This window comes from Kitasatospora sp. GP30 (assembly GCF_029892145.1).
GTDB lineage: Bacteria > Actinomycetota > Actinomycetes > Streptomycetales > Streptomycetaceae > Kitasatospora > Kitasatospora acidiphila.
The window spans coordinates 400,693-412,310 of sequence record NZ_JARZAH010000005.1 but is presented as its reverse complement, the minus strand read 5'-3'; the positions used below and the strand labels follow the sequence as shown (position 1 = coordinate 412,310).

Annotated in this window: 10 protein-coding genes; 6 read left to right on the top strand and 4 right to left on the bottom strand. The window is 72.9% G+C overall.

The features are described 5' to 3' along the window. Positions 1-343 precede the first annotated feature (343 nt). A complete protein-coding gene (locus P3T35_RS11690; protein WP_280705706.1) occupies positions 344-814 on the top strand; it encodes a hypothetical protein in 471 nt (156 codons plus the stop codon). Positions 815-1,027: 213 nt separating this feature from the next. After that, a complete protein-coding gene (locus tag P3T35_RS11685) occupies positions 1,028-3,085 on the top strand; it encodes a phospholipase C, phosphocholine-specific (RefSeq protein ID WP_101384644.1) in 2,058 nt (685 codons plus the stop codon). Between the two features lie 66 nt (positions 3,086-3,151). On the opposite strand, the gene P3T35_RS11680 is transcribed toward P3T35_RS11685, so the two are convergent. Then, positions 3,152-4,747 carry a carboxylesterase family protein gene (locus P3T35_RS11680; protein WP_280705704.1) on the bottom strand — a complete coding sequence of 532 codons (1,596 nt, stop codon included), beginning with the start codon at positions 4,745-4,747 and terminating at the stop codon, positions 3,152-3,154. Between the two features lie 95 nt (positions 4,748-4,842). On the opposite strand from P3T35_RS11680, the gene P3T35_RS11675 reads away from it, so the two are divergent. Next, a complete protein-coding gene (locus P3T35_RS11675; protein WP_101384642.1) occupies positions 4,843-5,445 on the top strand; it encodes a TetR family transcriptional regulator C-terminal domain-containing protein in 603 nt (200 codons plus the stop codon). Between the two features lie 8 nt (positions 5,446-5,453). Next, complete coding sequence (locus P3T35_RS11670) at positions 5,454-6,146, top strand: 2-phosphosulfolactate phosphatase (protein ID WP_101384641.1); 693 nt, start codon at positions 5,454-5,456, stop codon at positions 6,144-6,146. A gap of 7 nt (positions 6,147-6,153) precedes the next feature. On the opposite strand, the gene P3T35_RS11665 is transcribed toward P3T35_RS11670, so the two are convergent. Continuing rightward, complete coding sequence (locus P3T35_RS11665; RefSeq protein ID WP_101384640.1) at positions 6,154-7,371, bottom strand: chorismate-binding protein; 1,218 nt, start codon at positions 7,369-7,371, stop codon at positions 6,154-6,156. A gap of 171 nt (positions 7,372-7,542) precedes the next feature. On the opposite strand from P3T35_RS11665, the gene P3T35_RS11660 reads away from it, so the two are divergent. Continuing rightward, positions 7,543-9,621, top strand: coding sequence for an MDR family MFS transporter (locus P3T35_RS11660; RefSeq protein ID WP_101384639.1), 2,079 nt, complete (start codon positions 7,543-7,545; stop codon positions 9,619-9,621). 192 nt (positions 9,622-9,813) lie between these two features. On the opposite strand, the gene P3T35_RS11655 is transcribed toward P3T35_RS11660, so the two are convergent. Next, a complete protein-coding gene (locus P3T35_RS11655) occupies positions 9,814-10,590 on the bottom strand; it encodes an alpha/beta hydrolase (RefSeq protein ID WP_101384638.1) in 777 nt (258 codons plus the stop codon). Between the two features lie 132 nt (positions 10,591-10,722). Between P3T35_RS11655 and P3T35_RS11650 the strand changes: the two genes are divergently transcribed. Further along, entirely contained in the window at positions 10,723-11,256 is a 534-nt protein-coding gene (locus tag P3T35_RS11650; protein WP_101385593.1) for a PadR family transcriptional regulator, read from the top strand. A 26-nt stretch (positions 11,257-11,282) separates the two neighbouring features. Here the strand turns inward: P3T35_RS11650 and P3T35_RS11645 are convergent, their stop codons facing one another. Next, complete coding sequence (locus P3T35_RS11645) at positions 11,283-11,567, bottom strand: hypothetical protein (protein ID WP_101384637.1); 285 nt, start codon at positions 11,565-11,567, stop codon at positions 11,283-11,285. Between the last annotated feature and the right edge of the window lie 51 nt (positions 11,568-11,618).

Below are 11,618 nucleotides of genomic sequence, written 5' to 3'. Positions count from 1 at the left end.
GCCGCCCCCGCCCACCCCCCCCGCGGCCCCCCCCGCCCCCCAAAACAGGCGGCCCCCCCCCGTCATCCCCCGCGGCGCCCCCCCCCCCCCCCCCGGGGGGCCCCGCCCCCCCCCCCCGGGCGCCCGGGCCACCGGCTTGTCCGCGCCGGGGGCGGTCGCGGGGCGCCGGAGCAAGGATGAGGAAACCGGCATTGAACCCGTCGGGGCCGCGCCGCGTACCCGATGGCAGACGATCCAGAAGACGCCTGGCAACGACTGACTCAGCAGACGCCCCACCGGCCCGCTGGACGAGCTGCCACCTCCCGGCACCCTGCGTACCCCCACCCCCTCAGGAGGCACTGCCATGCCTTCCGTCCTCATCGTTCGCCGCGAGCAATCCCTCGTACTCCCCCGCCCCCATCCGCTGATCGCGCTGCCCGCCGCCCTGCTGTGCCTGGTCGTGGCCTGGATCCACGTCCAGGACCAGGGCGGCTTCCCCGGCAGCAAGAGCCCGCGCTACGTCGGGATCGGCTACTACCTGGTAGAGGCGGGCGGAGTGCTGACCGCGGCGGTACTCATCGCCTACGCGGTGCGCCCGCTGGCCCGGTCGGCGCTCCCCTGGCTGCTGGCGGGCGGCATCGCGGCCGGTCCGCTGATCGGCTACCTGCTCTCCCGTGGACCGGGGCTGCCGGACTACGGCGACGACCGGGGCAACTGGACCGAACCGCTTGGCCTGGCCAGCCTCGCCGTCGAGGCGGCACTGCTCGCCGTGGCGGCCGTCGCCCTGCGGATGCACCGGCGGGCTCCCGGTGCGCGGGTGAGCGGGCACGGGTGAGTGTCGGGCCGCCCGTGCTCGCGCCGGCGCCGCGTCACCCAACCGGCGGTTGACGCGGCGTCATACCGCGCGCCGACCGTCGACGGGGTGTGAAGCACCATAGATTGGCACAGTGTTCGCCCGGTATTTCCACTCATTCCGCCATCGCGTTCTCGGCGGACTGAGCAGACTGTCTCCGCACACTCCCGGAGAGCCACAGGAGACCTGCCTGCCATGAGCACCCTCAATCGCCGTCGATTCATCCAGCTGGCGGGCGGGGCCGCCGCCTTCTCCGCGCTGTCGAGCAGCATCGCGCGCGCCGCGGAGATCCCGGCCAACCGCCGGACCGGAAGCCTGAAGGACGTCGAGCACATCGTCGTGCTGATGCAGGAGAACCGTTCCTTCGACCACTACTTCGGCACCCTGCGCGGGGTTCGCGGCTTCGGCGACCCGCACCCGGTGGCGCTGCCGAACGGCAAGCCGGTCTGGTACCAGTCGAGCGGCACCAAGGACGTGCTGCCGTTCCACCCGACCGCGGACAACCTGGGCCTGCAGTTCCTGGAGGACCTGCCGCACGACTGGAACAGCACCCACCAGGCCCTGAACCACGGCAAGTACGACCAGTGGGTGCCCGCCAAGTCGGCCACCACCATGGCCTACCTGACCCGGAACGACATCCCGTTCCACTACGCGCTGGCCGACGCCTTCACCATCTGCGACGCCTACCACTGCTCGCTGCTCGGCCCCACCGACCCGAACCGGTACTACATGTGGACCGGTTACGTCGGCAACGACGGCAAGGGCGGCGGCCCGGTGATCAGCAACGCCGAGGCCGGCTACTCCTGGACCACCTACCCGGAGCGCCTGGAGCAGGCCGGCGTCTCCTGGAAGATCTACCAGGACATCGGCGACGGCTTGGACGGCGACCACGGCTGGGGTTGGATAGAGGACGCCTACCGGGGCAACTACGGCGACAACTCGCTGCTGTACTTCAACCAGTACCGCAACGCCAAGCCGGGCGACCCGCTCTACGACAAGGCCCGCACCGGGACCAACGCCAAGGCCGGCGAGGGCTTCTTCGACCACCTGAAGGCCGACGTGCTGGGCGGCAAGCTGCCCCAGGTCTCCTGGGTCGTGGCGCCCGAGGCCTTCACCGAGCACCCCAACTGGCCGGTCAACTACGGTGCCTGGTACATCTCGCAGGTGCTGGACGCGCTGACCGCCGACCCTGAGGTGTGGAGCCGCACCGCGCTGCTGATCACCTACGACGAGAACGACGGCTTCTTCGACCACGTGCTCCCGCCCTACCCGGCGGCCTCGGCGGCCGAGGGCGGCTCCACCGTGGACACCACGGGCGAGCACTTCGCCCCGGCGGCGGGCAACTCCTCCGCGGCAGGACCGTACGGCCTCGGCCAGCGGGTGCCGATGTTCGTGGTCTCGCCGTGGAGCAAAGGCGGCGCGGTCTGCTCGCAGACCTTCGACCACACCTCGATCATCCAGTTCATCGAGCAGCGCTTCGGTGTGCACGAGCCCAACATCTCGCCGTGGCGGCGGGCGGTCTGCGGTGATCTGACCGCTGCCTTCGACTTCAGCCACGGCGACGCCGAGGTGCCGGACCTGCCGGACACCGACGGATACCTGCCGCCGGACCAGAACCGCCACCCCAGCTATGTGCCGAACCCGCCGGCCGACCCCGAGCTGCCCAAGCAGGAGCCGGGCCTGCGCACCGCCCGTCCGCTCCCCTACGACCTGGCCGCCGACGGCCGGGCCGGGGCGGACGGCCGGCTGCGGATCGACTTCGCCAGCCACGGCGCGGCCGGCGCGCACTTCCTGGTCACCTCGTCGACCCAGGCCGGCGGCCCGTGGAACTACACCGTCGAGGCGGGCCGGTCACTCTCCGGTGAGTGGCAGCTTGCCACCGGCGGCTACGCCCTCGCGGTGTACGGCCCCAACGGCTTCCTGCGCGAGTTCAAGGGCACCGCGGGCGCGGCCGGCCCCGAGCTCACGGCCCGTCACCACGGCAACAGCGGTCAGCTCCAGCTTGAGCTGACCAACGAGGGCAGCACCCCGGTGCGGCTGACCATCACGGACGGCTACGGCAACGAGCACGAGGCCGCCTACCAGCTGCGCCCGGGCGCCCGGGTGACCCATGTCGCCCACCCGCACCGCAGCAACGGCTGGTACGACCTGACGGTCACCTCGGACCGGGACCCGGGCTACCGCCGGCGCCTGGCCGGCCACATCGAGACCGGCGCGCCGAGCACCAGCGACCCGGCGATCGCCGGCGCCTGACGCGCTTGGGTGGCGGCCCGCTCCGACGAGCGGGCCGCCACGTAGGAGAGCCGCCCCGCGAGCCGGTCAAGGAAGGTCGAACGGCTCCGGGACGTGCCCCTCCCAGATCCGGCGGGAGGCGTCCTCCGGGTAGGGGACGGTGGTCGACCGGGCGGCCAGCACTCGGGTGAGGTGCCGGCTGGGCCGGTACGGTGCCCAACCCGGGTCGCCCTTGACGGCGAAGTCGATCCAGGCCCGCTGGAGCTCGCGGGAGACCGCGACGGCCTCCGGGGGCGGCTCGGGGCCGAAGAGCTGAGCGCCGACGGGGCTGCTCAAGGTGCCGAACGCCAGCGGCACGTCGAGGCTGTGGCAGGCCCCCAGGACGCCGCCCAGCACCGGGGCGGGCAGCGCCAGCTCGAACACGTACGAGGTGCCGCCGGCCACGGCGTTGGCGTGCGCGAGTTGCTGCGACGGGATCCGGAACAGGGCGTCGGAGTAGACGGTCTCCAGCATCTCCTCCGCCGTGGCCTCCGGGAAGGAGGCGCGGTAGGCCTGCGGGCCGACGGCACCCGGGGCGAACAGGTCGAGGGCGGTTCGGGAGTCCTCGTCCGTGAAGCTGCCGAGCCGGCCGGTCATCACGCTGAACAGCCGGAACTCGTCCCGGGTGTGGCCGACCAGCAGCTCGATCCCGTCGGCGCGCCCGCCGGTCAGCGCGGGCCACGGGGTCTCGGGGAGCACCGAGCCGTCGACGACCGGGCAGACGGCGATGCCGGCCTGGGCGAGGCGGCCCCAGCGCTCGCGGTAGCCGGGGAGGTCGCCGCTGAGCGCGGTCACCGCGTCGGCCAGGCGCTGCGGCTCGATCTCGGCGAAGGCCGCGGCGGTGGGCAAGGTACCGAGGCGGGCGGCGAGTTCGGCGGTCACCTCGGCGGCGAGGGCGGGCGTGCAGTGGTAGGCGGGCACCGAGTGGGTGATGGCCCGCCGGAACAGGCCGCGCGCCTGCGTCATGGTCAGCAGGGCGGCGATGGAGCCCGCGCCGGCGGACTGACCGGCCACCGTGACCTGGCCCGGGTCGCCTCCGAACGCGGCGATGTTGCGCCGCACCCACTCCAGGGCCGCGATCTGGTCGAGGATGCCGCGGTTCGGCGGGGCTCCGTCGAGGAGTGCGAAACCCTCGGCGCTGACACGGTAGTTGACGCTCACCACCACGATTCCCGCTGCCGTCAGCGCCGCCGGGTCGTACATCGGGTCGCTGGAGGCCCCGCCGAAGTAGGCACCGCCGTGGATCCACACCAGCACCGGCAGTCCGGCCGCCCCCGGATCCGGTGTGCTGACGTTGAGCGTCAGCCAATTGCCGTCCGCCGCACGGCCCGCGCCCGCCGGGTCCGCGATCGCCGAGTCCGTTCCCGCCGGACCGGACTGCGGCGCGCTGGGCCCGAACTCCACGGCCTGCCTGGTCCCGTCCCAGTGCAGCGGCGGGGCGGGGGCGGTGAAACGGAACGCGCCGACCGGCGGCTGGGCGTAGGGGATACCGCGGAACACCGCGTGCCCGTCGCGCCGGCGGCCGGCCAGCACGCCCTCGGCGGTTCGCACCGTCGGCTGTGCGGCCTTGCCGCGTTCAGGCATCTCACGTCCAGGCATCTCACGTCCAGGCGTGCCGCGTTCGGACATGTTGCGCTCAGGCATGTCGATTCCTCCCTCAAGGCAGTATCCAGGTTGTTAGGTCAGGTGTATTATGTCAACCGTATTGAAAACAAGAGCCTTGCGGGGAGCAGCACCTGATGCCGAGACAGGTGGATCACCAGGAACGCCGGGAGACCATTGCCCGTGCCCTGTGGCGCGTGGTGGAGCAGCGCGGCGTGCCGCATCTCACGATGCGCGTGGTCGCCCAGGAGGCGGGCATCTCGCTAGGGCAGTTGCAGCACTACTTCGCCTCCCGGGAGGCGATGCTCTCCTTCGCCATGGACTTCTCGGCGGAGCAGAGCACGCTCCGGGTCGGCGAGGGCCTCGCCCGGCTCGGCGACCGGCCGCACCCGCGTGATGTGCTGCGCCTGATGCTGGTGGAGCTGCTTCCACTGCACCCCGACGCCCGGGCGACCAGCCGGATGAGCGCCGCCTACGTCCTGGAGGCGCTGCACAATCCGGACATCCGCGAGCGGGCCCGCGAGGGGATCTCGCACGGCCGCTCGGTGGTGGAGCAGCTGGTCCGCCAGGCGATCGCCGACGGGCAGATCGGCGCGGACCGCGACCCGGTGGTCGAGACCAACCTGCTGCTCGCCCTCACCGGCTTCACCACGCTGCTCGAACTGCATGTGATCGAGCCGCAGGATGTGCTCGCCGCGATCGACCAGCACCTTGACCGACTGTTCAACTTGCCTGCGTGAGGCAGCAGATGACCTTACACTACGCCGGAATCGCCGAGTTGGCCGACGCGGCCGAGCCGCCCGCGGTCGCCGTCGTCATCGATGTGCTGCGCGCCTTCACCGTGGCGGCGCAGGCCTTCGCGCAGGGAGCCGAGCGGATCGTGCTGGCCGAGTCGCTGGACCAGGCGCTGGCGCTGAGGGAGCGTCACCCCGACTGGGTGGCGCTGAAGGACGGTGCGCCCGCACCCGGGTTCGACGCGGTCAACTCCCCCGGCCTGCTGCGCTCGATACCGCTGGCCGGGCGCACGGTGGTGCAGAAGACGACGGCCGGCACGGTCGGCGCGCTGGCCGTCCGCGACGCGGGCCTGGTGCTCTGCGCGAGCTTCGCGGTCGCCGACGCGACGGCCCGCCTGCTGCGTGAGCGGCCGTCGTCGCCGGTGACCTTCGTGATCACCGGCGACGACGGCACGGCCCCGGAGGACCGCGCCTGCGCCGAGTACATCGCCCGCCGGACCGCCGATCCCGCCGCCGACCCCGCCCCCTATCTGCGGCGCGCCGCCCGCTCCCCCGCGGCCGCCGACCTCGCCGAGGGCCTGCGTCGCGGCTACCGCGGCGTCCACCCCGACGACGTCCCGCTCTGCCTCCAGGCCGACCGCTATCCGTTCGCGATGGCCGCCGCGCCGGTGGACGGGCTCCTGGTGCTGCGCCCACAAGGGGTCTGACGGAGCGTCAACTCTCCATCGGGATCTCGATGTCCGCCAACTTGTGGCAGGTGTCCGCCCATTCGCCGGCCGGGGTGGAGTCGCGGGTGACCGCGGCCCCGACGTAGGTGAAGGTGTCGCCGCCGGTGCGGAAGACGGTGCGCAGGGTCTGGGACAGGGAGAGGCGCCCGGGTTGGAAGCGGCCGACGAGGCCGTGGTAGGCGCCGCGGGGGAAGGGTTCGAGGTCGGCGAGGAGGGAGAGGCCGGCAGACGGGTTGCAGGGGGTGGGGAGGGCGGCGCGCAGCAGGTCGGTGAGGGTGGCGTGCTCCGACTGGACGGTGAGGACGGTCATCAGGTGCCGCAGCCGGGCGCGGTCCAGCACGGAGGTGCCGGCGCCGACCACCGCGCCGAGGCGGCGCAGCGAGCGGCGCCAGGCGCTGAGTGCCGAGGCGTGCTCGGCGAGGATCTTGCCGTCGCTGACGAAGGCGGCGGCGAGGTCGTGGTCGGTGGCGCCGGGCTGGCGGGGGTAGGTGCCGGCCAGCTTGTAGGAGCGGAAGGCGGCGAGGTTGCCGTGGACCAGCAGCTCGGGGCTGTTGCCGGCCATCTCGAAGCCGTCGTGGCGGACGTAGAAGAGCCGGCTGGTCTGCGTCGGCGGCGGGCCGGTGAGCAGCTGGCGGGTGAGCGGGAACCGGGTGCTCACGTCGACCCGGCGGGCGAGGGTGCAGCGGTGGTCGGTGCTGTCGCCGATCCATTCCAGGGCGCGCCTGACGGCGTCCTCGTAGGCGGCGCGCCCCTGCTCACTCGGGTCCGTCAGCGGCACGGATCTGACGGTGTGGGCAAGGCGCGGGCGAAGCGTCTCCCAGGCGTCCGAGGGGCGGCCGCGCAGCACGGTCGGGCCGGTCGCGTCGACCTGGAAGAGCAGTCGGGGCAGGCTGAGCCAGCTGGCCGGGTAGTCGGCGCGGGCGAGGCGGGGTTCGAGGCCGCGCAGCAGGTCGGAGCCGAGGTGGCCGAGCACGGGTGCGCCGGCGGCGTGTTCGAGGAACTCGGTGATGGCGGGCCAGGGGTCGGTCTCGGTGCCGTCGAGGGCCAGCCGGGCGCTGCTGCCGACGCCGATCAGGTAGCTGTCCGGTCCGCCGTAGACCACCAGGTCCTCGTGCGGGTCGGCATGCTCGGCGAGGGCGTGGGCCCAGGCGCGGGCGGTGGTCGCGAGGCGCGCACGTTCGGGGATCGTGTGGAGGTCGCTCATGGGCGTGCGGACGTTCCTCTCCGGGAGGGGTGGGCTGCGGTCCTGGTGCCGTACCCGGCGCTCGGGTGGCCAATCGTGTACGCAGCGTGCATCGCCCGTTCGGAGCAATAATGCCGGGGCGGCCGGTCGCTCCGCTCGCGGCAGATCGTTGTCGGCACGAGCCTTGCCGCTATGACGACGCTCGACGAGAGTCCGCAGGGTTCGCAGGCCGCGCCGCCCGTTCTTGACGTTCGCCAGCGCAACATCGTCTTCGGCACCATCGTGCTCGGAATGCTGCTGGCCGCACTCGACCAGACCATCGTCGGGACGGCGCTGCCGACCATCGTGGCCGACCTGGGCGGCGCCGCGCACATGTCCTGGGTGGTGACCTCCTATCTGCTGGCCGAGACCGTGGCCACCGCGCTGGTCGGCAAGTTCGGCGACCTGTACGGCCGCAAGCTGGTGTTCCAGGTCTCGACGATCGTCTTCATCACCGGTTCGTTCCTCTGCGGGCTGGCGACCGACATGTCGCTGCTGATCACCTGGCGGGCGTTGCAGGGCCTGGGGGCCGGCGGTCTGATGGTCACGTCGATGGCGTTGATCGCCGATGTGATCCCGCTGCGCGAGCGCGGCAAGTACCAGGGCGCGATCGGCGCGGTGTTCGGGGTGGCCACGGTGATCGGGCCGCTGCTCGGCGGGCTGTTCACCGATCACCTCTCGTGGCGCTGGGCATTCTACGTCAATGTGCCGATCGCCGTCGTGGTGGTGGCCTCGGCGGCGCGGACGCTGCCGGCGGTGCGGTCGGCGACGCGGCCGGTGATCGACTACCTGGGGATCGGACTGGTCACCGTCGGGGCGAGCGCGCTGATCCTGGCCACCAGCCTGGGCGGCAACCGGTTCGCCTGGAGCTCGCCGGCGATCATCGGGCTGTTCGCGGTGGGCGTGGCGGCGCTGGCCGGGTTCTGCTGGGCGGAGACCCGGGCCGAGCAACCGATGCTGCCGATGCGGCTGTTCAGCACTCCCGTGTTCGCGGTCTGCTCGGTGCTCTCCTTCATCGTCGGCTTCGCGATGCTCGGCGCGATGACCTTCCTGCCGACCTATCTGCAGTATGTGGACGGCGACTCGGCGACGGTCTCCGGGGTGCGCACGCTGCCGATGGTGGCCGGTCTGCTGCTGGCCTCCGTCTTCAGCGGGAACGTGGTCAGCAAGACCGGGCAGTACCGGCTCTTCCCGATCGTCGGCGCGGCGGTGATGGCCGTCGGGCTGTACCTGCTGTCGCTGCTGAAGCCGAGCACGGGCACCGGGTTGGCCTCGCTCTACATGTTCGTGCTGGGCACCGGCATCGGGCTCAGCATGCAGGTGCTCACCATCGCCGTGCAGAACACCGTGGACTACGCCGACCTCGGCACCGCGACCTCCGGGGTGACGTTCTTCCGCACCATCGGCAGCTCCTTCGGCACCGCGGTGTTCGGGACCATCTACGCCAACACCCTCAAGACCAACCTGGCCGACGGCGTGCGCCGTTCCGCGCAGCTGACCGGCGCCGACCCCGCCCACCTGGCCACGGCGGCGGGCAGTCCGGCGGGCCTGCACGCGCTGCCGAAGGCCGAGGCGGCACCGATCATCTCGGCCTACGCGGACAGCCTGCACACGGTGTTCCTGTGGACCGTGCCGGTGGCGGGGCTGGGCTTCGTGGTGGCGCTCTTCCTGAAGCAGGTGAAGCTGCGCGACAGCGCGCGGGCCGGGTCGACCGACATGGGCGAGGGGTTCGCGCAGCCGATCGGCAGCGATGCGCTGCAGCACCTGGAGTACTCCGTGTGCCGGATCATCCGCCAGGCGGATCTGGACACGGCGCGCGGAGTCATCGCCGGATCCGGGACCAGGCTGGATCTGGCGGGGGCCTGGGCGGTGATGGAGGTCGAGCAACTCATCCGGGTGGTGGGGCATGCCCGGCTCGGGCTGATCGCCGCGCGCAGGCGGGTACCGCCGGAGGTGCTTGAGCCGGTCTTCATCCGGATGGTCGACGAGGGGTACCTGACTCGGCAACAGGACTTCCTCGACCACACCGAGGCGGGACGGGCCGAGGCCGAGGTGCTCGACCGGGCCTGGGCCGACTGGCTCAACGCCCAGTTGGAGGCGGACGCCGGCCGCCCCCGCAGCGCCGAGCTGCGGGCGGCGGCGGACAGCATCGCCAAGCGGCTGCTGACGGAGGACCTGGCCAACGGGATCCCGGCCGGGCGGAGCGGGGCGCCGGTCGGCGGGGCGGCCTGAGCTCGGTGGGCGCGGGCCGGCGGGTCAGTGGCCGCGGTCGGCGAGACGGGCCGAACTCAGCGGGCGCCGGTCGGCGGGGCGGCGGGTCGGGCCGAACTCGGCGGGCGCCGGTCGGCGGGGCGGCGGGTCGGGCCGAACTCGGCGGGCGCCGGTCGGCGGGTCAGCGGCCGCGGTCGGCGAGACGGGCCGAGCTCAGCGGGCGCCGCGCAGGGCGTGCGCGGTGGCCCGGGCGAACGCCAGCGGGTTGTCCAGCATGATGTTGTGCCCGCAGTCCGGGATGGACACCACCGACACCCCGTGCGCGGCGAGCCGCTCGGCGCCCGGCAGGGCCGGGTCGGCCGCGGGGCGCAGGTAGGTGCGCGGGATCGGCAGCTCCAGCAGCAGTTCGCGCATGGTGGGGGTGCTGCCGGCGGCGAGGTGGACGGCGGAGCGGTGCAGGGCCTCGCGGCCGGCCAGGCGCATGGTGGACCACCAGTGCGGGCCGACCCGGTCGCGCACCTGCTGCCGGCCACCCGCCAGGAACTCCTGCTCCGAGTAGGAGGCGATCCCGCTGGACCCCGCCTGGGCGGTGCGGGCGGCCGGTTGGGGGTCGAGGTTGGCGTCCACCAGCACCAGCTTGGCGACCAGCCGCGGGTGGCGGGCCGCCAGCACGATCGCCACCGCGCCGCCCATGCTGTGGGCGATCACGTCGGCGGCTTCGACGCCGGCCGCGTCCAGTGCGGCCGCGACGGCGTCGGCGTGCTCCTCGAGGGTGTAGCCGAAGTCGGTGGGTCGATCGCTGATGCCGAAGCCGAGCAGGTCGAGCAGCAGCGAGCGGTGACCGGCGAGCTCGGGGTGGACGGCCGAGGCGGTGAAGTAGGGCCCGCTGCTGGCGCCGAGTCCGTGCAGATAGACCCGGGTCGGCTCGCTGCCCGGCAGCTCGATCCAGCGGATCCGGGCTCCGGACTGGGTCACCTGGGCGTCGCGCATTGCTCCTCCTCAAGGGTCGGCCGGACAGGCGCCGGCTCACGGGTCGGCCGGACGGGCATCGGCCGGCTTCAAGCATCGCCGGGACTATACATCGGCACCGATGTATAGCGACAGTGAGGCATAATGGCGGTCGTGTTGGAGTTGGCGATCCTGGGGTTCCTGTACGAGCAGCCGCTGCACGGCTATGAGCTGAAACGGCGGGTCGCGCAGCTGACCGGGCATGTCCGGCCGATCGCCGACGGCACGCTCTATCCGGCGATCAAGCGGCTGGAGAAGGCCGATTGGCTCACCCGGCAGACGGAGCCGGGCACCCGGGCCGCGCCGCGGCATGTGCTCACCCTCACGACCGAGGGGCGGGCGGAACTGACCCGACGGCTGCGCGAGGCCGACGGCGTGGAGATCAGCGACGAGAACCACTGGTTCACGGTGCTCGCCTTCCTGCGCCTGCTGGACGCGCCGGCCGAGCAGGCCGAGGTGCTGCGACGCCGGCTCGCCTTCCTGCGGGAGCCGAGCAGCTTCTTCTACGAGGGTGACCGGCCGCTGGGCGCCGAGGACATCACGGATCCATTCCGGCAGGGCCTGCTGTTGATCGCCCGGGCCACCAGCCAGACCGAACTGGCCTGGCTGGAGCGGACATTGGCCACCCTTGAGGGCGGCGAGGACTGACGGTCAGTCAATTGCCGCCCCGGGCATCAGTCGACGGCCGTCTCCCGCAGCTCCCGCAGCGTGGCGGCCAGCGCCCAGGCGAGCAGCACCAGCGCACCGCCGGCGGCGACGGCCAGGCCGTCGGTCTGCGGATGGGCCAGCCCGACGGCCAGCGCCACCGATCCGGTGAGCACGCCGGCCGCCGTCGGACTGCCGATGCCCAGCCGCAGCCGCAGCACCCCGGGGGCGACCACTACGCCGGCGCCCAGCCCCGCGACCGCCCGGCCTCGCGGCTCGCACCCGGCGCGCCGGCCGCGTTCGCCCGCGACCACATCACCGCCTTCGCCGCGAGCGCCAGTCTGACGCCGGGCTCGGGCCGGCCG